17 protein-coding genes and 1 pseudogene are annotated in these 22491 nt (G+C 64.7%); 10 read left to right on the forward strand and 8 right to left on the reverse strand.

Translation table 11 applies throughout. From position 1 onward, the window contains the following. The first annotated feature begins 47 nt into the window (after positions 1-47). The 4 genes from BKP54_RS17930 (at position 48) to BKP54_RS17945 (ending at position 3737) form a co-directional block, all read left to right on the forward strand. On the forward strand, positions 48-1208 hold the full coding sequence (locus tag BKP54_RS17930) for a spermidine/putrescine ABC transporter substrate-binding protein (RefSeq protein WP_057211169.1): 1161 nt from the start codon (positions 48-50) through the stop codon (positions 1206-1208). Between the two features lie 78 nt (positions 1209-1286). Then, complete coding sequence (locus BKP54_RS17935; protein ID WP_025427797.1) at positions 1287-2153, forward strand: ABC transporter permease; 867 nt, start codon at positions 1287-1289, stop codon at positions 2151-2153. Further along, entirely contained in the window at positions 2153-2971 is an 819-nt protein-coding gene (locus BKP54_RS17940; protein ID WP_025427798.1) for an ABC transporter permease, read from the forward strand. Before BKP54_RS17935 ends, BKP54_RS17940 begins: the two co-directional genes overlap by 1 nt. 4 nt (positions 2972-2975) lie before the next feature. Next, complete coding sequence (locus tag BKP54_RS17945; RefSeq protein WP_025427799.1) at positions 2976-3737, forward strand: SDR family oxidoreductase; 762 nt, start codon at positions 2976-2978, stop codon at positions 3735-3737. A 296-nt stretch (positions 3738-4033) separates the two neighbouring features. Here the strand turns inward: BKP54_RS17945 and BKP54_RS17950 are convergent, their stop codons facing one another. The 7 genes and pseudogenes from BKP54_RS17950 to BKP54_RS17980 form a co-directional block, all read right to left on the reverse strand. Further along, complete coding sequence (locus tag BKP54_RS17950) at positions 4034-4840, reverse strand: class I SAM-dependent methyltransferase (protein ID WP_025427800.1); 807 nt, start codon at positions 4838-4840, stop codon at positions 4034-4036. Positions 4841-5033: 193 nt separating this feature from the next. After that, positions 5034-6696: pseudogene (locus BKP54_RS17955) on the reverse strand (urocanate hydratase). A 310-nt stretch (positions 6697-7006) separates the two neighbouring features. Beyond that, positions 7007-7336, reverse strand: coding sequence for a TfoX/Sxy family protein (locus BKP54_RS17960; protein ID WP_025427802.1), 330 nt, complete (start codon positions 7334-7336; stop codon positions 7007-7009). A 111-nt stretch (positions 7337-7447) separates the two neighbouring features. Further along, positions 7448-8545 carry a DUF917 domain-containing protein gene (locus BKP54_RS17965; protein WP_025427803.1) on the reverse strand — a complete coding sequence of 366 codons (1098 nt, stop codon included), beginning with the start codon at positions 8543-8545 and terminating at the stop codon, positions 7448-7450. 1 nt (position 8546) lies between these two features. Further along, on the reverse strand, positions 8547-9806 hold the full coding sequence (locus BKP54_RS17970; protein ID WP_025427804.1) for a Zn-dependent hydrolase: 1260 nt from the start codon (positions 9804-9806) through the stop codon (positions 8547-8549). Positions 9807-9814: 8 nt separating this feature from the next. Continuing rightward, positions 9815-11194, reverse strand: a complete 1380-nt coding sequence (locus tag BKP54_RS17975; RefSeq protein WP_057211100.1) for an amidohydrolase family protein — start codon at positions 11192-11194, stop codon at positions 9815-9817. A 42-nt stretch (positions 11195-11236) separates the two neighbouring features. Further along, on the reverse strand, positions 11237-12775 hold the full coding sequence (locus tag BKP54_RS17980) for an aromatic amino acid lyase (RefSeq protein WP_025427806.1): 1539 nt from the start codon (positions 12773-12775) through the stop codon (positions 11237-11239). A 209-nt stretch (positions 12776-12984) separates the two neighbouring features. Between BKP54_RS17980 and BKP54_RS17985 the strand changes: the two genes are divergently transcribed. Beyond that, positions 12985-14181, forward strand: coding sequence for a LysR family transcriptional regulator (locus BKP54_RS17985; RefSeq protein ID WP_025427807.1), 1197 nt, complete (start codon positions 12985-12987; stop codon positions 14179-14181). A 232-nt stretch (positions 14182-14413) separates the two neighbouring features. Here BKP54_RS17985 and BKP54_RS17990 read toward each other — a convergent pair whose 3' ends face one another. Next, positions 14414-15451: a GlxA family transcriptional regulator gene (locus BKP54_RS17990; protein ID WP_025427808.1), complete on the reverse strand. Its 1038-nt coding sequence runs from the start codon at positions 15449-15451 to the stop codon at positions 14414-14416. Positions 15452-15559: 108 nt separating this feature from the next. Between BKP54_RS17990 and BKP54_RS17995 the strand changes: the two genes are divergently transcribed. The 5 genes from BKP54_RS17995 (at position 15560) to BKP54_RS18015 (ending at position 22486) form a co-directional block, all read left to right on the forward strand. Next, a complete protein-coding gene (locus BKP54_RS17995; RefSeq protein ID WP_084814686.1) occupies positions 15560-16462 on the forward strand; it encodes a 3-keto-5-aminohexanoate cleavage protein in 903 nt (300 codons plus the stop codon). Between the two features lie 11 nt (positions 16463-16473). Next, positions 16474-17964: a carnitine 3-dehydrogenase gene (locus tag BKP54_RS18000; protein ID WP_025427810.1), complete on the forward strand. Its 1491-nt coding sequence runs from the start codon at positions 16474-16476 to the stop codon at positions 17962-17964. A gap of 277 nt (positions 17965-18241) precedes the next feature. Further along, positions 18242-19402 (forward strand): acyl-CoA dehydrogenase family protein, encoded by a 1161-nt coding sequence (locus BKP54_RS18005; protein ID WP_025427811.1) that lies wholly within the window; start codon positions 18242-18244, stop codon positions 19400-19402. Between the two features lie 230 nt (positions 19403-19632). After that, a complete protein-coding gene (locus tag BKP54_RS18010) occupies positions 19633-21699 on the forward strand; it encodes an acetate--CoA ligase family protein (RefSeq protein ID WP_025427812.1) in 2067 nt (688 codons plus the stop codon). A 4-nt stretch (positions 21700-21703) separates the two neighbouring features. After that, on the forward strand, positions 21704-22486 hold the full coding sequence (locus tag BKP54_RS18015) for a carnitinyl-CoA dehydratase (protein ID WP_025427813.1): 783 nt from the start codon (positions 21704-21706) through the stop codon (positions 22484-22486). The last annotated feature ends 5 nt before the right edge of the window (positions 22487-22491 follow it).

Here is a 22491-nt window from a genome sequence, read left to right on the forward strand (position 1 = left end):
CGCCCCCTGAGCCTTGCATGAACGTCAACGATAAAGGGAACAGCGTCATGACCAAATGGTACAGAGAAAATGCCCCGATCACCGCCGAGCAATTGGCCGACGAGCTGATGCGCCTGAAGCGCGGCTCGGTCACCCGCCGCCACTTCCTCGGCGTCACCGGCCTTGGCCTTGCAACGGCGGTTCTGGCGCGCCAGCCGGGCCTCTTCAATTCGACGGCCTTTGCCGGCGATCTCGGCACGCAGATGTCGATCGCCACCTGGCCTAATTATCATGATCCTGCCACCTTCGAGGCGTTCCAGACGGCAACCGGCGTTGCCGTCGAGGTCAACGTCTTCGGCTCGAACGAGGAAATGCTCGCCAAGCTCCAGGCCGGCGGCACCGGCTGGGACCTGTTCGTGCCCACCAACTACACCATCTCCACCTATGTGAAGCTCGGCCTGATCGACGAACTCGATCTCTCCAAGCTGCCGAACTACGACGCCTCGACCGAGACCGCGCGCTTCACCAACGAGGGTGTCGTCGACGGCAAGACCTATGCCGTGCCGAAGAACTGGGGCACCACGGGCATCGCGCTCAACTCCAGCAAGATCAAGACACCGGTGACCAGCTGGAAGGACTTCTTCGAGATCGCCATGACCGAGGCCGACGGCCGCGCCATGGTCCACGACTACCAGCTGACCACCATCGGCAATGCGCTCGTCTCGCTCGGCTATTCCTTCAATTCGACCAAGCCGGAAGGGCTCGCCAAGGCCGAGGAACTGCTGATCAAGGTCAAGCCGCACCTCTACGCCATCAACAGCGACTACCAGCCGTCGATGCGCGCCACCGACGCCTGGATGACGATGTGCTGGACCAATGACGGCGCGCAGCTCAACCGCGACATGCCGGAAATCCAGTTCGTGCTCGGCAAGGACGGCGGCGAAATCTGGTCGGACTTCTACGCCATCCCGAAGAGTGCGGCCAACAAGGCGGCCGGTTATGCGCTGCTCAACTACCTGATGGCACCGGAAAACGCCGTCAAGGAACATATCGCCAATGGCGCGCCGACCACCGACAGCCGCGTGATGAAGCTGCTGCCGGCCGACGTCACCGGCAACAAGATCGTCTATCCCGACGAGGCCTCGCTGACGCCGCTCGAATTCGGCGCCGCGGTAACCTTGACCGATCCGGGCCGCGCCGAGCTGATGGCGCGGTTCAAGTCAGCCTGATTGAAACTTTGACGTGACCGCCCCTCATCCTCGCGGTGAGGGGCCGAAATGCCAATGAAACTTGACGGATCAACTCACATGCCCGCGGCAACGAACACGAAGAGAAACCTGGTGACGGCAGCGCTGGTGGCGCCGGCGGCGGCATGGCTGATGATCTTTCTGGTCCTGCCGTTCATCGCCATGCTGGTCTTCGCCTTCGGCGAGCGCGCGCCCGAAGGCGGCTATCAGGCGGCGTTCACCTTCGCCCAGTTCGCCAGGCTCCCGACCCGGGCGGCCGCCTTCTGGAACACGATGGTGCTGGCGCCGGTCGGTGCGCTGCTCTGCCTGCTGGTCGCCTACCCCGTCGCCTATTATCTCGCCGTCAAGGCGGACCCGCGGTACCGCCTTATCCTCGTGTCGCTGGTGGTCGTACCCTTCTGGACGAGCCTGCTCGTTCGCACCTATGCCTGGATGTATATCCTCGGCTCGCGCGGCATTCCGAACCTGCTGTCGATGATCGGCCTTGAGGATGTGCGCCTGCTCAATACGCCGGGCGCCGTGCTGCTCGGCATCGTCTATGGCTACCTGCCGCTGATGATCATGCCGATCTATGTCAGCCTCGAAAAGCTCGATCGCCGGCTGCTCGAAGCCTCCGCCGATCTCGGCGCGAGACCCGTCTCGACCTTCTTCGGCGTCACCCTGCCGCTGTCACTGCCGGGCGTGATGACGGGCGTGGCGCTCGTCACCATCCTGCTGCTCGGCGAATACCTGATCCCGCAGCTTCTCGGTGGCGGCAAGGTGTTCTTCATCGGCAACGCGCTGGTCGATCTCTTCCTGCAATCTCGAAACTGGCCTTTCGGCTCGGCGATCGCCGTGACGCTGGTGGCCGTGGTCGTGGTCATCCTGATGGTGGCGATGCGCATCGCCTTCAGGGTCGCCGGCACAAGACAGGTGGATCTCGTCTGATGCGCGCCTTCATCTCCTCGGTCTATATCTTCCTCTACGCGCCGATCGCGCTGGTCGTCCTGTTTTCGTTCAATGCCGGCCGCAGCGCCAGCGAGTTCACCGGCTTTTCGACCGCATGGTACGGCAAGGCGCTCGGCAATACCTTCCTGGTCTCGGCGCTGCAGAACAGCCTGATGATCGCCTTTACCAGCGCCACCCTTGCCGCCATCTTCGGCACCATGGCCGCACTCGGCATGGAGCGGCTGGCGCCGCGCAACCGGGCGATCTTCGACGCGCTCTTTGCCGCGGCCATCGTCGTGCCCGGCGTCGTCATCGGCATCGCCACGCTTGTGGCGCTCGTCGCCGTCTTTTCCTTCGTCAATCCGGCGCTATCCGCCATCTGGCCGGGCGACCAGCCGCCACAGCTCGGGCTCGGCTATGGCTCGATCATCGCCGCGCACGGGCTGTTCTCGATGGCGCTCGTTACCATGATCGTGAAAGCTCGCATCGCCAGCCTCGGGCGCGATATCGTCGAGGCATCGAGCGATCTCTATGCGACGCCGCTCACCACCTTCCGCCTGATCGTGCTACCGCAGATCCTGCCGTCGATCCTGGCGGGTTTCCTGCTCGCCTTCACCTTCTCCTTCGACGATTTCATCATCGCCTTCTTCGTCGCCGGTTCGAAGACGACGCTGCCGATCTACGTCTTCGCTTCGATCCGCCGCGGCGTGACGCCGGAAATCAACGCGATCGCGACGCTGGTGCTCGTCGCCTCGCTGCTCCTGATCCTGACCGCCCGCATCCTGATGCGGGACAAAAAACCGAAATCCGGGGAGTGAACAGATGATCCTGAAAGACCGGGTCGCGATCGTGACCGGAGCGGGCTCCGGGATCGGTCAGGCGGGCGCTGCCATCATGGCGCGCGAGGGTGCGCATGTCGTCGTCGTCGACCGCAGCCCCGAGGCCGGCAGCCTGACCGTCGACACCATCCGCGCCATGGGCGGCAAGGCCGAGGCCGTCACCCTCGACGTTACCGACGATGCAGCGCTTGCCGACGGCATCGCCGATATCCTCTATCGCCACGGCCGCATCGATATCCTGCACAATCACGCCGGCGCGCAGGTTGCCGGCGATCTTGAAGAGGTCGAAGTCTCCGGCTTCGACCGCTCGTGGAACCTCAATGTGCGTGCGCATTTCATGGCCGCCCGCCTGGTCATGCCGTCGATGAAGGCCGCCGGCCGCGGCGTCATCGTCAACACCTCGTCATCGTCGGGCGTGCTCTACGACCGCGAGATGATCGCCTACACCACCACCAAGCATGCGGTTATCGCCATGACCAAGCAGATGGCCGGCGACTACGCCCGCCACGGCATCCGCGTCAACGCGCTCTGCCCCGGTTGGGTCGATACGCCCTTCAACGACCCCTTCATCGCCCAGATGGGCGGTCGCGGCGCGATCGAGGCCTACATCCGCGAAAAGGTACCGCTCGGCCGCTGGGCAAGCGTCGACGAAATCGCCGAGTCGATCCTGTTCCTGGTGTCCGACCGATCGTCCTACATGACCGGCCAAATCCTGGTGGTCGATGGCGGCGAGACGGTGGTGTGACGTCCGGACGCTGAGGTACCCACCAGGCCTCGTTGTGAAGGCGCCGCCGCCCCACTCGCCTCATTTCCGCGCTGGCTCGGAGCGTTTTCCTCGCGTCCCTGGTGTCTGTGGTGCGCGAAGCGCTTCCTCCTTTCCCTCATTTCTGTGCTTGTCACAGAAATCCAGCCACGGCGCGTCTGCGCCGTGAAGGACTTGTGCCAGACGCCGGAACGAAGGAGCCTCTGGCGCCGCCGACGCGGCGCCGCTGGATCTCTGTGACAAGCACAGAGATGAGGTCGGCAAATGTTGACGCCCTATCACACCTCCGGAACAATACCCCGGCATGCCCAGGCCACTGCCGCAAACGACCGGGGGCCGTCGGGTTGGCCAGCCTCATAGGCGGCCTTCACGGCTGCATCGATCTTCACCCGCTGGGCTGGCTCTAGTGCCGAGACGTATTTGCCGAGAGGTCCCTCACCCGCGGAGATCGGCTGCCAGAAATCTGCGAACGACTGATAGTCCATCCGGATCATAAGCGACGTCTGCTCGATATCCACGAGGCCATGCGCCGCGAAGCTCTGTATCATCTCTCCGGGCCGCATCATCGGCTGGAAACAATAGCGGGCGCGTACCTGATCGGCATTTTCATCGAGCATCGCCGCCGTATCGAGCACCATGCGCATGCCCGGCAGACCGCCGAAATGATCCCAGACCACGGCCGCAACCACGCCGCCCGGCCGCACCACCCGGCGCATTTCGGCGACGGCCTTTTCCGCTTCAGGTACGAAATGCAGGACCAGCAGCGCCAGCGCCCGGTCGAAATAATCATCGGCAAAGGGAAGCGCGCAGGCATCGGCCTGCTGGATCCTGATCCTCGGATCGGTGTTCGCCTTGATCGCCGCTTCGACGAAGACGGGCGAAAAGTCGATCGCCGTGATCTCACGGAGATCTGCCGCATGCGGCAGCGCAAAGGTCAGGCTTCCGGTACCACATCCGACGTCGAGGATCCGCTCGCCATCTGCAAGGCCTGAAAAGTTGATAAAAAGCGGCGCGAGCTGTTTGCTCCAACGCCCCATCAGTTGCTCATAGCCAGTCGCACTTTGAACATTGAAGCTTGATGTCATGATCGCCCCCAAGCAGCAAAGCCAGCATTCTACCGCGTTTCCATAAATCGTATTCGATTTAAGGAAACATGCGGCAATTCAAAGTGCTACAACGACCTTCGCGCGTACGCGCGGCGCTGTAGCTCGCGCACTGCTCGATACCAAGGCGTCGACGATCCTCTCGGAGAGACGGTGGCAAGACGCCGGCCCCTGGCTATGTCAGGGCAATGTGCCCGATGCCCTTGGCGGCGATCTCCTCAAAACTCTCGTCGTAGCCGGCATCGGCGTAGCGGATGACGCCGAGTGCGGTGTCGTTGGTGAGCGCATGGTCGAGCCGCTCGTCGGCAGCTTGCGTGCCGTCGGCCACCACCGTCACGCCGCAGCTCGTCATGTAGCCGGCATAGCCGCCGCCGCCCGAATGCACGACGACGAGATCCGCCATCGAGGAGCAGAGCAGCATGGCGTCGAGCAGCGGCCAGTCGGCGATCGCGTCCGATCCGTCCTTCATCCGCTCGGTCATGATGTTGGGATGCGCCATGGCGCCGGCATCGAGGTGGTCGCGCGAAAAGGCGACTGGTCCCTTCAATTCGCCCGACGCCACCAGTTCGTTGACGCGACGGGCCAGCGCTGTGCGCTCACCATGGCCGAGCCAGGCGATGCGCGCCGGCAGGCCCTCGAACGGGATGTGCTCGCGTGCAAGCCTGATCCAGTTGGTGACGATCTTGTTGTCCGGGAACATTTCGAGTAGCAGGTCGTCGATGCGCGCGATGTCGCTCTCCTCGCCGGACAGAGCCATCCAGCGGAAGGGGCCGATGGCGCGGGCAAAGAGTGGGCGCAAATAGGCCTCGGTGAAGATTGGAATGTCGAAGGCGTTGGTAACGCCGCCCTCGCGCGCCTGGGTGCGGATGAGGTTGCCGTTGTCGAAGACTTCCGCGCCCTTTTTCTGAAACTCGAGCATCGCCGTAACATGCTCGACGATCGAGGCGCGGCTTGCGGCCATCAGATGGCCCTGGCCGTCGTCACGCAGCGATTTCACCTGATCGACCGTCATGCCCTTCGGCACGTAGCCGTAGACGAGGTCGTGCGCCGAGGTCTGGTCGGTAACCACGTCGGGCACGATGCCGCGCCGGGCGATTTCCGGGTAGACCTCGGCGGCGTTGCCGATGAGCCCGACGGAGAGCGCCCGCTTGTCCCGGACCGCCGCATCGATCATCGCAAGTGCCGTATCCAGATCCGGTGCGATCTCCTGGAGGTAGCCGATCTCCCGGCGCTTCTTCGCCCGCTCCGGGTCGATATCGACGCAGAGGATGGCGGCGCCCGCCATGCGGCCGGCAAGCGGCTGCGCGCCCCCCCATGCCGCCGAGCCCGGCCGTCAGCACGAAGCGGCCGGAAAGATCGCCGCCGAACCGCCGCTCGGCAATGCGCATGAAGATCTCGTAGGTGCCCTGGATCACCCCCTGGCTGCCGATATATTGCCAGGCCCCGGCCGTCAGCCCGCCCCAGCAGATCAGCCCCTTGCGTTGCAGCTCGTAGAAGACTTCGGCCTTGGCCCATTGGCCGACGATGTTGCAGTTGGCCATGATCACCAGCGGCGCCTTGGCATGGGTCTTGAGCAGCCCGACCGGCTTGCCGGACTGGATGATCAGCGTCTGGTCCTCGTCCATCTCGATCAACGTCTTGACGATGGCGCGGTGCGCCGGCCAGTTGCGCGCGGCCTTGCCGAGCGCGGCATAGACGATGAGGTTGTCCGGATCCTCGCCGACAGAAAGCACGTTTTCGAGTAGCCGCAGCAAGGCCTCCTGCCGCCAGCCCTTGGCGCGCAGCACCAGTCCGCCGGGGATCGGAAAGTTCGGGTGACGGGGGTTGGCCTTGGGCATCGTCTCGTTCCTCTTCGTTGTCGCGAGGCAGCTCGCTGCCCCTCACCCTAACCCTCTCCCCGCAAGGGAGAGGGGATTGTTCACAGCTTGCGGCGAACATCGCGTGCGAAGCCGCTATGGTCCATCGCCCACAGGCCGGGGGCGTAAACGGCTCCCCTGCTCGCTGCCAACGCGCCATCTCATCACAATCGTGCCTCTCCCCTTCTCGGCGAGAAGAATAACCACGGCTTGCCGCCCCGGGTCGCAACGACGTCGCCTCTCCCCGCCTACGGGGAGAGGTTAGGGTGAGGGGCAAAACCACTCTCTGCATTCACTTCGGCGGCAACGTTTCGACGAAGGCAGTCGCCGCATCGATGAGCCGCTTGCGCACGGCGTCGTCGCCATAAGCGTCTGCCCCGGCCCGCACCCAGCCATGCATCGCGCGGCCGTTCATCACCATCAGTTCGACATCGGACAGCGCCAGCGCCCAGCCGTCATTGCCCTTGCCGAGCCGCACCAGCATCGATCCTTCGCGCGCGCCGCAGAGCAGGTTGCCGTTGAGCAGAAACGCCCAGCCGCCGAACATCGCCTTTTCCGACAGCCCCGGCCGCCCGGCGATCTCGTCCTTGATCAGTTCCTCAAGTCCCGCATCCCGCGCCATGACCTCTCTCCCCTGGCGTTTCCTGTGCACACGAAATCTGGAAACGCTTTACCTCATTGTTCTCTTGCATTTCCGGACGGCAAACCGCTTCGCGCTTTTCCTGGACATGCTCTACGACCGCCCGGCCAGAGCGTAGCGGGCGAGCTCTATGCCCATCGCCTTTTCGACCGAGGGGTAGACCGTCGGGTCGAGCACGCTGGACGCAAGCGGGATCACCGACTTCGGCACATGCAGCACGAAGATCGTCATGCCGACCCGCAGTTGGCCGACGCTCAAGGGTTCGCCCTCTGATGACAACGTGGTGATGACGTCAGGGAAGGTGGCAAGCCTCCGGCCTTCCGCAGAGTCAACCGCCATGTATTCATTCATCACGTGCAATACCGTTGAGTCAGCCCCCTTCCCCAGCGTCACCGTGCCGATGTCGAAGGCCTCCTTGGTGTAGGTGACCGACTTGTCGGTGATCGTGCCTTCGGCAAGGATCGCGCCATTGGTCGTCTTGACGATCGCATCGATCACCGCGCTGCCGCCCTTGGCTTCCGCCGCGATGATCGCCTCGCCGAGCGCCAGCGCCAGCGAGATGCCGCCGAGCGCCGCATTCGCCTTGACGTAGGACGCGCGGACCGGATTGCGGCACGAGGCGATGAAACCGCCGGACATGTCGGAGGCGGTGCGCAGGATCGGCGAGACCTTGGCGGTCGCGCCGCGGACCACCAGCTCGATATAGCGGTTCTCGTCGCGATTTCCCCCGACGGCGGTCTGGATCATCTGTTCAGGCGACCCGGCAAGGCCGATCGAGCCCATGTCGCCGGTCGGGTGCGCCCGGATGTCGCCGACCGCATCGACCACCTTGGTCCCGAGGATCGCCGATGGCAGCCAGCCATTGAGCGTCGAGGACTTGCCGTTCTGGCCGATGATCAGGCCCGAAAGCTTCTCGCCGAGCGCCTCCTGCAGCAGTTGCACCGCCTTGACGTAGTCGACGCCGCGCATTTCCCAGGGGGTGGTCGAGGCCGGCGCGCCGATGGCGGCTGCTGTCGCCACCCAGTCGTCGGCATCAAGCTCGTCGACCGACACCAGTTCCGGTTTGCCGATCGAGACCGCGGCATAGCCGAGCATGCGGCCGTGATCGGCCCAGCCGCCGCCGCCGGCGGCATAGACGGAGCCGCCCTTGACCGCAGCTTCGACATCCTTCTCCGTCAATATCCGACCCATCTCAAACCTTCTCCTGCAATTGTTTGTCGAGTCTTCTGACGGCATCGAAGAGCACGGCAGTGCCTAGCGCGATATCGTCGTTCTCCGCCCACTCGTCCGGGGCGTGCGAACGACCGCCCCGGCACGGAATGAAGATCATCGCCGAGCGGGTGATGCGCCCCATCCACGCGGTGTCATGCCCGGCTCCGGAGGCCATGCGCCGGTGGCGGGCACCGATCTGGCCGCAGCTTTCCTCCAGCGTCGAAAGCAGCAGCGGATCGCCGGGTGTGGGATGATTGTCGGAGATAACATTGGCGGGCGCGATGGTCACGCCGGCCTCACCGGCAACGCGCGCGGCAAGCGCGCCCAGTTCGACGATGAATTTCTCCATCTGCGGCTGCAGTTCGGCACGTGCATCGATCAGCAACCGCGCCCGCGACGGCACGACATTGGCGGCGTTCGGTTCGATCGAGAACTCGCCGACGGTCGCGGTGAAGTGTCCCTCGCCCTTGGAGAATTCGGTTGCCAGCGCCTCGATTGCCAGCACCAACCGGGAGGCTGCGACAAGCGCATCGCGCCGGTGGTCCATCGGTGTCGTGCCGGCATGGTCGGCCTGCCCTTCGACGATGATCTCGATGCGGGTGATGCCGGAGATCGCTGTGACGACGCCGATATCCAGGCGCCCGGTCTCCAGCACCGGCCCCTGCTCGATATGCAGTTCCAGAAAGGCCTTGATGTCGGAACGCTTGAGCGCTGGCAGCCGCGACGGATCGCCGCCAACTTCGACGATGCCCTGCCGCAGGCTCAGTTCGCCCTGCACCCGGCTCAGCCAGCCATCCGGCAGGATGCCGGCCATGCCGCGGCTGCCGACGCAGGAAACGCCGAAGATCGACACTTCCTCGGCAAGGAAATCGACGATCTCCAGGTCGTGATCGAGTTCGATGCCGCCGTCGGAAAGCGCGCGCGCCACTTCAAGTGCCGCGGCGACGCCGGCAATGCCGTCGAAGCGACCGCCCTCCGGCACCGTGTCGGAGTGGGAACCAAGCATCAGCGTTCCGAGCGCGGACTTTCGCCCCTTGCGCCGGCCGATGAGATTGCCGGCCGCATCGATGCGCGTCTCCAGCCCCGCCGCACGAAAGCGGCGATCGAGGAAGGCGCGGCCCTCCAGAAACAGCGGCGTGAAAGCCCGGCGGGTATAGGGCCGATCCGGCTCCGTGATCCCCGCAAGCCCGTTGACGATGCCGGCGATCCGGCTGGCATCCACCGGCAGATTGGTCTTGATGCTCGTGCTCATCGGGCCTCCTGCAAAGGCAAAGTCTGCAGCGGGCGAACGAAGGCGCCGGTGCCAGGCTTGGCGACGACGGCGCGCCCGTCAAAGGCAAGCGACCCGCGCAGATAGGTGGCAGACACCCGCCAGGGCAGCCTGATGCCGTTATAGGGCGACCAGCCGACGACGTTGTGACCGCTTGTCGCCGCATCATAGGTATAGGGCTCGGGCGTCATGACGATGATATCGGCGTCCTTGCCGGCCTCCAGCGCGCCCTTCTGGTGGTCGAGCCGGAAATGCCGCGCCGGGTTCAGCGTCATCAGCTCGGCCGCCCGCGTCAGCGGGATGCCGCGCTCAAGCGCGCCCTTGACGAACAGCGGCACCATGACCTCCAGACCCGGCACGCCGGAGGCATTGGCGAGCATGTCCGGATTGGTCTTGCGATCCTCCGACCAGCTGACATGGTCGGTCGAAACCATCGTCACCGTGCCATCGGCCACATGCCGCCATAGCTTTTCCACCTCGGCACGCGGGCGGATCGGCGGATTGATCTTCGCCTTGCCGCCAAGCCGGCGAACGTCGTTCTCCTCGTCGAGCGTCAGATAATGGATGCAGCATTCGATCGTCGCCGCGTGGCCCTGGCGCCGGTAGGCGTCGGCAATCTCGTAGCCGCGCCCGAGCGAGCAGTGGACCACATGCGCCGGGCATCCGGTCGAAGCACCCGTTTCGTAGATCTGGTTGGTCGCCAAGAGCTCGGTGAGCGGCGGACGGGAAAGGCCATGGGCGCGATAATCGGTGATCCCAGCGGCCCTGACCTTTTCGATCGCGCCGCGCACCGCCTCGTCGTCCTCGTTGTGCACCCCGGCTGTAAGCCCCGTCGGCGCGATCGCGCGAAAGCAATCCTCGAGCAGCGCTGCGGGAATGCGCGGAAAGCGCTTGGGGTCGGTGCCGAAGGTGGAGAACTTGAAGGCGGCAACGCCGGCCTCGACCATTTCGAGGATGCGGGCCGGCCCCTCCTCGGGGTCGACCGTGCCGTAGAGGGCGAAGTCGACCCGCGCCTGCGGGCTCGCATGGGCGACCTTGCGCCCAACGGCCTCCGCCGAGCAGACGAGATTGCCTTCGTCATAGGGCATGTCGACGATCGTGGTCACACCGCCGGCCGCGGCCGAGCGCGTCGACCAGACGAAATCCTCCTGGTTCTTCTGCGACAGCGAATGCACCTGCGCGTCTATGGCGCCGGGAAGGATCATTGCGCGTCCGAGATCGTGGCGTTCACGGGCAGCCGGTGCCACCCCCTGCCCGACATGCACGACCTTGCCATCGCGCACGGCCACATGTCCGCCTTCGACGATCCGGTGCGGGAGAACGATGGTGCCTTTCAGGACAAGATCGAAATCGGACATCGTGTTCTCTCCATCGGATCAGCCTTGTTGGATCAGCCTGGATCACTTGCTCAGCGCAAAGAAGTCGTCGAACTCCGGCATCGGCGCCATGGTGACGAAGGTGCGCAGCAGGTCATGGCAGGTAAACGCGCCTTGCAACGCCTCGATTTCCTTCGATAGCGGCCGGTCCTTCAGATAGATCGGGCTGATCGAGCGGGTGCGCTCATGCGCGAGCTTGACGATGCCGTGTGGCGCATCGCCGACAAGATCGATCGCCTGCGACGACAGGATCGCCTCGATCGCCGCCAACTGCCGCAGATCGCGCACCTGGGTTTCCATGCGCTCGACGATCAAAGGCAGGAAGGTCGCCTCTTCCTCCAACCCGCCGGCAACGACGATCGACTGGGCCGAAAGCGGCACCGCCATCGACTGCACGCGCATGTAGAGCTCGACCGCAAGCTTCATCAGCGGGCCGAGGCCGGTGGCGATTTCGCCCGGCGCCACCAGATTGACCGGCAGGTTGCGGCGCCCGCCGTTCGACAGAAGGATGCAACGGTTGAGCACGTTGCGCGCCACATGGGAAAACGCGATTTGCGCCGTTTCGACATAGAGCGTCGTGGTCAAGGGCAGCGAAGCACCCGAGGCATGCACCTGGCCGCCGAGCACCACCGGATTGTCGTCGGAAAGATAGGTCGCCTCGACCAGACGGCCGGCGGCAACCAGCAGCGTATCGACAACGGCGCCGAACACCTGTGCGGTCATGCGCAGGCTCAATGGGTCATGGATCGCCGTCGGCAAGGGCCAGTCGGAAACGCCCGATTGGCCGTAGAGCCAGGAGCCGACCAGCGCCTCGCCCCGCGTCGACAGCGTCGCGGCCACCCGCCACGGATCAGCCGAAGCGCCAAGCGCCTGCGACGACATCACGCCGGTCACCAGCAGCACGCGGATGGCCGCTGCCGCCTCGCGCAGCACGTCGGCGGCCGCCGAATAGGCAATCGCATTGACGCTGAGTGCCGCAAGCGCGTCGCGCGGCCGCATCACCAAAGGCGTCAGCCCGGCATCGGCAAGCGCCGTTTCGGCCGGAACCAGCCGGCCGCGATGATAGGCTTCGCCGACCCCGGTCAGAACGGCCGCGATCTGCCCCATCAGGCCGATATCGGCGCAGCCCATCGAGCCGTGCCGACGCACTGCCGGGATGATGTCGTGCTCGATGAGTGCGAGGAAGGCGTGGATCAGCTCGGGGCTGCATCCGGTATGCCCGCGCATCGCGGTGTTGCAGCGAATGGCGATGGCCTTGCGCACGATCGGCACCGCAAAAAATTCGCCGGTGCCGAAATGATGGGCACGCACCAAGGAGGTATTGAACTCCGCCAGATCGTCCGCCGTCCAGAGCCGGTCCTTCATCGAGCCGACGCCGGTGTTGGACCCGTAGACCGGCAGGCCGAGCGCGATGCGATCGGCGATCACCTTGTGGGCAGCCGCCACCCGCTCCATGCCGCCCTCGTCCGCGACCGGTCGCGCCGCACCCGAGCCGATTTCCTCGAGCGTCGCGAAGTCGAGCGGTTTTCCGCAGAGAACGATGGACTTGACCTGTTGCAGCATGCCTCGAGAACCTTACCACGCGATCCGCCTCGACGCCGAAACGATGCGTGGATGCAAAGACTTGATGCGATCCCGCCTCTATGGGCGAGGGATCGTCTGCCAGCATGCTATGCGTTTTGTTCGCTCTCGTGATATATCCCAAATCCGGAACGGCCGATGCCAAATTCTGAACATGGTGGCACCGACGATGCCGGCGGAGAACTTACGCAATGGATATCGCCACGATCCTGCTCGTCGAGGCCGTCATGCGCGAAGGCGGCATAAGGCGCGCCGCCACCTTGAGCAGCCGTGCGCCGTCGAGCGTCAGCGCCGCCGTTCGCCGCTTCGAACAGGCCGTTTCGATCCCGCTTTTCCGTCGCGACGGCGGCCTCGTGGCCCTAACGCTGGAGGCCCGTGCACGCCAGGCCGATGTGACCGAAGCAAGCGCCACAATCCGGGCGCTGCTGACTACGGCTAGCGGCGAACCACCGACTGCGATCCCGCCTGTCGGCCTCGTCGCCCTCGACCGTTTCGTCCGGATCGCCCGGGCCGGCAGCATCCGGGCGGCCGCCCGCACCCTCGGCCTTGGCCAGCCGCAACTGACACGGCAGATCGCCGACCTCGAACGTCATCTGCAATGCCGGCTGCTCGGGCGGTCCCATGGCGGCATCGTCTGCACCCCGACAGCCCTCGGCATCATCCCTGAAGTCGAACGCCTGCTCGACATCTGGGCGCGGCTGACGCGCGCTTCGGCCGACCGGTTCCGCCGCGACGTCACCACCTGGCGCCTCGGCGCGGTCATGCCGCTCGGGCCGGAAAGCGAGATTGCCCGCATGCTGGCGGCGCTGACGGCCACTTGGCACCGCTCCCGCCCGCGGCAATCGCTGTTCATCTCCAGCACCACCGCCGACGAGCTTCTCGCCGGTCTCAAGAGCCGGCGCTTCGACGCCGCCCTGCTCGATATCGCCGGCATTCCACCAGATTTCGACGGCCGTCTCGTGTCCGAAACCGCACTGGTGCTCGCCGGTCCGGCACCGGCCCTTTCGGAAATGGGCGGCGATCTCCCCCGGCTGCTCGCCACCTGCCCGATCGCCGTTCCGAGCGTGCGAAGCGGCCTGCGCCGGGAGGTCACCCGCTTTCTCGATGACACGCTCACGGAGCATGAGCACCGCCGCGTGACACTGGTCGAGGTCGATTCCATCCCCGTCATCATCAACCTGGTCAGCCACCATGGCTATCTCTCGGTGCTGCCGGAAACCTCGCTGTCGCGGGTCCAGCGCCCACCCGCCATGATCCGGCTAGGGCCGCTCTACCGCCAGTCGCTGACGCTCATCTGGCCGCGCGGCGCCTTTTCCAGCGAGGTCGGCGACCTGATGATCGGCATGATGAAGACGGGTCCGCAGGCAGCGACAGCCTCGCCAGCGTAATCGGGATCGCCGGAATCAGTTCTTCACGATCTGCCGTCAAACAGCTGAAACGACTCAGGAATACCGCACCGTTGAATCAGCTCATGAGGTGCATCGTCGCCTCAAAGCCGGTGTCTCCACCTGAGCAGCTAAAGCGCGTCGCGATCTTTCGGATTCGCTTGCTGCGCTTTAAGCTCTTGTTTTTTCGCATGTCGTCATCGCAAAACCGCTGAACACTTTTGCGCGACGTGCCTTAGGGATGTCCAGTCGCCTTGGCCTTGCCGATCGCACCCTCCGGCGAACGGCCGCGATCCTCGGCTCCATGGCCAAGCTTCAGCCGACGACGCGTCTCGCTCGGGCTCTCGCGGTAATGGGCGCGGTAGCTGCGCGAGAAGGATGATGACGAATTGAAGCCGGTGATCGCGGCGATGTCGGCAAATTCCATGCGCGTCTCGATCACCTTACGCCGCGCCGCATTAAGGCGCAGCGCCAGGTAATGTTCGTGCGGCCCCACCCCCATCGTGTCGCGAAACAGGTCCCGCAGGTGCCGGGCACCGACGCCGATGCGGCGGGCGAGCCGCGCGAGCGTCAAAGGCGCCTCAACCGTTTCCTCCATCAGCTTGACCGCGGCGCCGACACGGGGGTCGAGGATGCGCATGTTGCCGATCGCCGGCATCTGCAGGAGGTCGCCGCGGGTGCGCTCCTGTTCGTAGATGAACAGGCGCGACACTTCGAGCGCCAGCGAATAGCCGTGCGCCCGGCGGATCAGCTCCAGCATCAGGTCGAGCGTCGGCAGGGAGCCGCCGGTGGTGATGCGCTTGCCGTCGATGACGAACCGTTCGCGCACCATCGTCACCTGCGGATAGGTGGCGGTAAAATCCTCGAAATCCTCCCAGTGGGTGGTGGCTTTGGAATTGTCGAGCAAGCTGGTTTCGGCAAGCAGCCAGGAGCCGGATTCGATGCCCGCCATCAGCTCGCGATGGCGCGCCGTCTGCGACAGCATCATCTTCAGCTGCGAGGTGGCGCTCCGCTGCCAATTGTAGCTCGACAGGATGAAGAGCGGCGCCGTTTCGCGCTGTGGTCGGAAAGCGCCTGCAACCGGAATGGGGATGCCGCTCTTGGTTTCGATCGGCTCGCCGTCAGGGCTGTAGAGCGTCCAGCTGTAGAGCGGCCGGCCGGCGATGCGGTTGGCAGCGCGCATCGGCTCGATCACCGAGGCAACGAGGATCAGGTTGGTCTCCGGCAACACCAGGATGTCGGCGTGCTGCACCTGCGAAACGCTCTGATCCATTCGCAAACTTCTCCTTATCGTTGCCGATAATGTACAAGATAGAACCGATTATGAAAAGCAGAGCCGCCGTTCTTGGCTCGTAATGGCTTTAATAAAAGGGAGACTGCAATGCCGCTCAGCATGAACCGCGAGGTATTCATCACCTGTGCCGTCACCGGCGCCGGAGACACCGTTTCAAAGTCCAGCCACGTTCCGATCACGCCAAAGCAGATTGCCGATGCGGCGATTGAAGCCGCCAAGGCGGGTGCTGCCGTGGCCCACTGCCACGTCCGCGATCCGGACACCGGCGCCCCTGCCCGCAGGCTCGATCTCTACCGCGAAGTCACCGACCGCATCCGCTCCGCCGATGTCGATGTCGTGCTCAACCTGACAGCCGGCATGGGCGGGGACCTGGTTTTCGGCAATGTCGAAAGCCCGTTCCCGGTCAACGAAAAAGGCACCGACATGGCCGGCGCCACCGAGCGCGTTGCCCATGTCGCCGACTGCCTGCCGGAAATCTGCACGCTCGACTGCGGCACCATGAACTTCTCGCTCGGCGACTATGTCATGACCAACACGCCGTCGATGCTGCGCGAAATGGCGCGGCAGATGACGGCGCTCGGTGTCCGCCCCGAGATCGAGGCCTTCGACACCGGCCACCTCTGGTTCGCCAAGCAGCTCGCCGAGGAACGGCTGATCGAGGATCCGGTGCTGATCCAGCTCTGCATGGGCATTCCGTGGGGGGCGCCTGATGACCTCAACACCTTCATGGCCATGGTCAACAACGTGCCGGATAACTGGACCTTCTCTGCCTTCTCAATCGGCCGGAACGCGCTTGCCTACCCGGCAGCAGCAGTCCTTGCCGGCGGCAACGTCCGCGTCGGCCTCGAAGACAATCTCTATATCGGCAAGGGCCAGCTCGCGACCAACGGTCAGCTCGTCGAAAAGGCAGTCGGCCTCATCGAGGGCATGGGTGCCAAGATCATCGGGCCGGATGAGGTCCGCAAGAAACTGAAGCTGACGAAGCGCTGAGCGGGGATATCATGAGCCTTATAACGAAAGCAGCCTGCGTCGGTGGCGGCGTCATCGGCGGCGCCTGGGTAGCGCGGTTTGCGCTTGCCGGCATCGATGTGAAGATCTTCGACCCGCATCCGGAGGCAGAACGCATCATCGGCGAAGTCATGGCCAATGCCGAGCGCGCCTATGCGATGCTGACCATGGCGCCGCTGCCGCCGAAGGGAAAACTCACCTTCTGCAAAAGCATCGAGGAAACGGTCAAGGACGCTGATTGGATTCAGGAAAGCGTGCCCGAGCGGCTGGAGCTGAAGCGCGGCGTCATCACTCAGATCGATGCCGCCGCAAGACCTGACGCGCTGATCGGCTCCTCCACTTCGGGGCTGCTACCATCCGACCTGCAGGCCGAGATGAAGCACCCCGAGCGCATGTTCGTGGCGCACCCGTATAACCCCGTCTACCTGCTGCCGCTCGTCGAACTCGTCGGCGGCAAGAAGACGTCGAAGGCGACGATCGAGCGCGCCATGCAGGGCGTCGAACAGATCGGCATGAAGGGCGTCGTCATTGCCAAGGAGATCGAGGCCTTCGTCGGCGACCGTCTGCTGGAAGCGCTCTGGCGCGAGGCGCTGTGGCTGATCCAGGATGACATCTGCGATACCGAGACGCTCGACAATGTCATGCGTTACTCCTTCGGCATGCGCTGGGCGCAGATGGGTCTGTTCGAGACCTACCGCATCGCCGGCGGCGAAGCCGGCATGCGCCACTTCCTTGCCCAGTTCGGCCCCTGCCTGAAATGGCCCTGGACCAAGTTCACCGATGTCGTCGATCTCGACGATGCGCTGGTGGAGAAGATCGGTGCACAGTCGGACGCGCAGGCCGCCGGCCGCTCGATCCGCGAGCTCGAGCGCATCCGCGACGAAAACCTCGTCGGCATCATGCATGCGCTGAAATCGGGCAATGGCGGCGAAGGCTGGGGCGCCGGCAAGCTGCTTGCCGACTTCGAGGCGAAGCTCTGGGCCAACGCCAAGAAGCCTGAAGCCGATCTCGGCGACGTCAAGCCGCTGCACATTCTCGACACCAAGGTCAGCGCCGCCTGGGTCGACTATAACGGCCACATGACCGAGCACCGCTATCTCCAGGTGTTCGGCGATACCTCCGACGGCCTGCTGCGCCTGATCGGCGTCGACCTCGACTATGTCCGCGACGGCCACAGCTACTACACGGTCGAGACCCATATCCGGAACCTCGGCGAGGCCAAGCTCGGCGATGCGCTCTATTCGACCTGCCAGCTTCTGTCGTCGGACGAGAAGCGCCTGCATCTCTTCTCGACGATCTACAATGCCGAAACGAAGGAAGCCATCGCAACCGCCGAGCAGATGATGCTGCACGTCGACAGCAAGGCCGGCAAATCGGTCGCTGCCCCAGCCAAGGTCCTGGACAAGCTGAAGGCGATCACCGAGGCCCACGCCGGCCTGCCGACGCCCGAAGGTGCCGGACGGTTCGTCGGCCAGAAGCGCTAACGGACGGCTCCTTCGACGTGGAAGGGGCAGTCTTTGCGGGAAAAGTCGGGCGACGGCCGCCCCTCATCCCGCTGCCGCGACCTTGTCCCCGTCAACGGGCGAAGGAACATGCTGCAGCCGCTCGCCCCTGTCTTCGGCAGTAGGAGCGCAGCCGCAAAGCGTCCCCTCTCCCCGCCTGCGGGGAGAGGGTTAGGGTGAGGGGCAGGCAACCGCGCATGCCAGCGGCCGATGGGGAGATCGGCCAGAGGGCAGGCAGATAAATTGCGAGGGAGAACACATGAATTTCGCACTGACCGATGAACAGCAGATGATCGTCGACACGGTCCGCAGCTTCGTCGAGACCGAAATCTATCCGTATGAGGACGAGGTCGAGCGCACGGGTATCGTGCCGCCCGAACTGGGCCAGGATATTGCCCGCAAGTGCAAGGAAATCGGCTTCTTCGGCTGCAATTTCCCCGAAGAGGTGGGCGGCGCCGGTCTCGACCATACGTCCTTCACGCTGGTCGAACGCGAGCTCGGCCGCGGCTCGATGGGCCTCACCGTCTTCTTCGGCCGCCCTTCGGGCATCCTGATGGCCTGCAACGACGAGCAGCGCGAAAGATACCTGCTGCCGGCGGTCAAGGGCGACAAGTTCGACGCGCTCGCCATGACCGAGCCGGATGCCGGCTCCGACGTGCGCGGCATGAAGTGCTTTGCCCGCAAGGACGGCGACGACTGGATCGTCAACGGCACCAAGCATTTCATCAGCCATGCGGACATCGCCGATTTCGTCATCGTCTTCATCGCAACGGGTGAAGAGGACACACCGCGCGGGCCAAAAAAGAAGATCACCTGCTTCCTCGTCGACCGCGGCACGCCCGGCTTCGAGATCCGCAAGGGTTACAGCTCCGTCTCCCACCGCGGTTACAACAACTGCATCCTGACCTTCGACGACTGCCGCCTGCCCTCCGCCCAGATCCTCGGCGAAGTACACAAAGGCTTCGACGTCGCCAACGACTGGCTGTTCGCCACACGGCTGACGGTGGCTGCGACCTCGGTCGGCCGCGCGCGTCGCGCCTTCGATTACGCGCTGAACTACGCCGCCGAGCGCAAGCAGTTCGGCAAGCCGATCGGCGCCAACCAGGGCGTCTCCTTCAAGCTCGCCGACATGATCACCGAGATCGACGCCGCCGATCTGCTGACGCTTTCGGCCGCCTGGCGCCTCGACCAGGGCCTGCCCTCCAACCGCGAGATCGCCTCTGCCAAGGTCTACGCCACCGAAATGCTTGCCCGCGTCACCGACGAGGCGATCCAGATCTTCGGCGGCATGGGGCTGATGGACGACCTGCCGCTCGCCCGCTTCTGGCGCGACGCCCGCGTCGAGCGCATCTGGGACGGCACCTCCGAGATCCAGCGCCACATCATCAGCCGCGACCTGCTGCGGCCGCTCGGAGCGTAACGAATGATCGAGCGGCGCTCCTCCCCACCCCTCATTCCTGTGCCCGTCACAGGAATCCAGCAGCGGCACGTCCGTGCCGCGATTGACCCTTTGACGAACACCAGACCCGACACCGCCTCCAAGGCAGAAACACTCTTCACCGGCTTGCCGATGCAAGACGGCTGGATTCCTGTGACGAGCACAGGAATGAGGGCGTCGCGAAACACAGGAACGTGGGAGTGTCTGATTAGATGACCCAAACACCCCGTTCCCTCGACAGGCTGATCCGACCAAAATCCATCGCCGTCTTCGGCGGCAAGGAGGCGCGGCGGGTCATCGAACAATGCGACAAGATGGGCTTCGCCGGCGATATCTGGCCGGTGCATCCGAGGGAGGACCAGATCCTCGGACGCAGGTGCTACCGCTCGGTCGCCGACCTTCCCGGAGCACCGGACGCGTCCTTCGTCGGCGTCAATCGGCAGCTCACCATCGACATCATCGCGGCGCTTTCGGCGCGCGGTGCCGGCGGCGCCGTCTGCTATGCCTCGGGTTTTCGCGAGGCGGCAAGCGAACTCGATGACGGCAACGACATGCAGGAAGCGCTCGTTGCCGCTGCCGGCGACATGCCAATCGTCGGCCCGAATTGTTACGGCTTCATCAACATGCTCGACGGCGCCCTGCTCTGGCCCGACCAGCACGGTATGCAGCGCGTCGAAAGAGGCGTTGCCGTCCTGACGCAATCCTCCAACATCGCTTGCAACATCTCGATGCAGACGCGCGGCCTGCCGCTCGCCTATCTCATGACCGCCGGCAACCAGGCGCAGACCGGCCTGTCCGACATCGCCTGCGCCGTGCTGGAAGATCCGCGCGTCACTGCCGTCGGCCTGCATATCGAGGGTTTCGACAGCATTGCAGCGCTCGAGCGGCTGGCAACGCGCGCCCGTGAACTCGGCAAGCCGGTCGTGACTTTGAAGGTCGGCAAGTCGGAGGCAGCCCAGCTTGCCACGGTCTCGCACACGGCCTCGCTTGCCGGCAACGACCGGGTCTCCTCCGCACTTCTCGCCCGCCTCGGCATCGGCCGCGTCGACACGCTGCCGGCGCTGCTGGAAACGTTGAAGCTGCTGCATGTCGCCGGCCCGCTCGAAAGCAGCGAGATTTCCTCGATGAGCTGTTCGGGCGGCGAGGCCTCGCTGATGGCGGATGCCGGCGTGCGCTATCGCGTCAACTTCCGGGCACTGAAGGAAGAACAGCGACGCCCCCTGAAGGAAAGCCTCGGCGAGATGGTGACGATCGCCAACCCGCTCGACTACCACACCTTCGTCTGGGGCAACCGCGAGAAACAGACGACCGCCTTCAGCGCGATGATGAAGGGCGGCTATGCGCTCAACCTGATCGTGCTGGACTTCCCCCGCCAGGACCGCTGCGACGCGGCCGACTGGGTGACGACCTGCGACGCGGTGATCGATGCGGCAAACGCGACCAGCGCCCGCGCCGGTATCGTCGCCAGCCTCGGCGAAAACATGCCGGAACAGACGGCACTCTCTCTGATGGCTGCCGGTGTCATCCCCTTCTTTGGGATCGACGAGGCGTTGGCAGCCGTCGAGACCGCTGCCGGCATCGGCGCGGCCTGGGCCAGACCCGCACCGCCGAAGCTCCTGAACGGCGGCGTTTCAGGCGGTGGCAATGCCATCACCCTTAGCGAACATGAAGCCAAGACCGAGCTTGCGGCTTCGGGCCTTAAGGTTCCGCCGGGCACGACCGCATCGACGCCGCAAGAGGCCGCCACGGCAGCCGAAAGCCTCGGTTTCCCCGTCGTGCTCAAGGGGCTGGGCGTCGCCCACAAGACCGAGGCCGGGGCCGTCAAGCTGAACCTTGCAAGCAGTGCCGAGGTGCTTAGCGCCGCGGAAGGCATGGCTGCCGTGGCATCGGGTTATCTCATCGAGAAGATGGTGGCAAAACCCGTGGCCGAACTCATCATCGGCGCGATGCGCGATCCCGTCGCGGGCCCGGTGCTGACCATCGGCGCCGGCGGCATCCTCGTGGAACTGCTGGATGATTCCGCAATCCTGACGCTGCCGACGACGCCGGAGCTGATCCGCGAGGCGATCGACGGACTGAAGATCAGGAAGTTGCTCGACGGCTACCGCGGCGGACCGAAGGGCGATTTCGCGGCCCTTGCCGACGCTGTCGCCGCTGCGGCATCCTATGTCGTTTCAAACGCTTCAAACCTCGAAGAACTCGATATCAATCCTTTAATGGTGTTACCGGAAGGCCATGGAGCCATCGCCGCCGACGCCCTGATCCGCCGGAGGAACTGACGCCATGACCGGACCGATCCTTACCCGCCGCGAAGGCGGCATTCTCGAAGTCACGATCGACCGGCCGAAGGCGAACGCCATCGACCTGAAGACCAGCCGGGTGATGGGCGAGATCTTCCGCGACTTTCGCGACGACGACACGCTGCGCGTCGCCATCATCACCGGGGCCGGCGAAAAATTCTTCTGTCCGGGATGGGACCTGAAGGCGGCGGCGGCCGGCGATGCTGTCGATGGCGACTACGGCATCGGCGGCTTCGGCGGCATGCAGGAACTGCGCGATCTCAACAAGCCTGTGATATCAGCCGTCAACGGCATCTGCTGCGGTGGCGGCCTCGAAATCGCGCTTTCCACCGATCTGATCCTCGCAGCCGAGCACGCCACCTTCGCGCTGCCGGAAATCCGCTCCGGCACCGTCGCCGACGCCGCCTCGATCAAGCTGCCGAAGCGCATCCCCTATCACATCGCCATGGACATGCTCCTGACCGGCCGCTGGCTCGATGTCGTCGAAGCCAACCGCTGGGGCTTCGTCAACGAGATCCTGCCCGCCGACAAGCTGATGGCGCGCGCCTGGGAGCTCGCCCGCCTGCTCGAGAGCGGCCCGCCGCTCGTCTATGCCGCCATCAAGGAAGTGGTGCGCGCAGCCGAGGGCGAGACCTTCCAGGCGACGATGAACAAGATCACCCGCCGGCAGTTCAAGACTGTCGACATTCTTTATTCGAGCGAGGACCAGCTGGAGGGCGCAAAGGCGTTTGCCGAGAAGCGCGACCCGGTCTGGAAGGGGCGCTGACAGAC

Origin of the sequence: Ensifer sp. 1H6 (assembly GCF_001976035.1) — a bacterium.
GTDB lineage: Bacteria > Pseudomonadota > Alphaproteobacteria > Rhizobiales > Rhizobiaceae > Ensifer > Ensifer canadensis.

What these genes read in the sequence shown, in the direction of transcription:
- BKP54_RS17930 (WP_057211169.1), top strand. Translation starts at nt 48, where the DNA reads ATGACCAAATGGTACAGAGAAAATGCCCCGATCACCGCCGAGCAATTG.
- BKP54_RS17935 (WP_025427797.1), top strand. Translation starts at nt 1,287, where the DNA reads ATGCCCGCGGCAACGAACACGAAGAGAAACCTGGTGACGGCAGCGCTG.
- BKP54_RS17940 (WP_025427798.1), top strand. Translation starts at nt 2,153, where the DNA reads ATGCGCGCCTTCATCTCCTCGGTCTATATCTTCCTCTACGCGCCGATC.
- BKP54_RS17945 (WP_025427799.1), top strand. Translation starts at nt 2,976, where the DNA reads ATGATCCTGAAAGACCGGGTCGCGATCGTGACCGGAGCGGGCTCCGGG.
- BKP54_RS17950 (WP_025427800.1), bottom strand. Translation starts at nt 4,840, where the DNA reads ATGACATCAAGCTTCAATGTTCAAAGTGCGACTGGCTATGAGCAACTG.
- BKP54_RS17960 (WP_025427802.1), bottom strand. Translation starts at nt 7,336, where the DNA reads ATGGCGCGGGATGCGGGACTTGAGGAACTGATCAAGGACGAGATCGCC.
- BKP54_RS17965 (WP_025427803.1), bottom strand. Translation starts at nt 8,545, where the DNA reads ATGGGTCGGATATTGACGGAGAAGGATGTCGAAGCTGCGGTCAAGGGC.
- BKP54_RS17975 (WP_057211100.1), bottom strand. Translation starts at nt 11,194, where the DNA reads ATGTCCGATTTCGATCTTGTCCTGAAAGGCACCATCGTTCTCCCGCAC.
- BKP54_RS17980 (WP_025427806.1), bottom strand. Translation starts at nt 12,775, where the DNA reads ATGCTGCAACAGGTCAAGTCCATCGTTCTCTGCGGAAAACCGCTCGAC.
- BKP54_RS17985 (WP_025427807.1), top strand. Translation starts at nt 12,985, where the DNA reads ATGGATATCGCCACGATCCTGCTCGTCGAGGCCGTCATGCGCGAAGGC.
- BKP54_RS17990 (WP_025427808.1), bottom strand. Translation starts at nt 15,451, where the DNA reads ATGGATCAGAGCGTTTCGCAGGTGCAGCACGCCGACATCCTGGTGTTG.
- BKP54_RS17995 (WP_084814686.1), top strand. Translation starts at nt 15,560, where the DNA reads ATGCCGCTCAGCATGAACCGCGAGGTATTCATCACCTGTGCCGTCACC.
- BKP54_RS18000 (WP_025427810.1), top strand. Translation starts at nt 16,474, where the DNA reads ATGAGCCTTATAACGAAAGCAGCCTGCGTCGGTGGCGGCGTCATCGGC.
- BKP54_RS18005 (WP_025427811.1), top strand. Translation starts at nt 18,242, where the DNA reads ATGAATTTCGCACTGACCGATGAACAGCAGATGATCGTCGACACGGTC.
- BKP54_RS18010 (WP_025427812.1), top strand. Translation starts at nt 19,633, where the DNA reads ATGACCCAAACACCCCGTTCCCTCGACAGGCTGATCCGACCAAAATCC.
- BKP54_RS18015 (WP_025427813.1), top strand. Translation starts at nt 21,704, where the DNA reads ATGACCGGACCGATCCTTACCCGCCGCGAAGGCGGCATTCTCGAAGTC.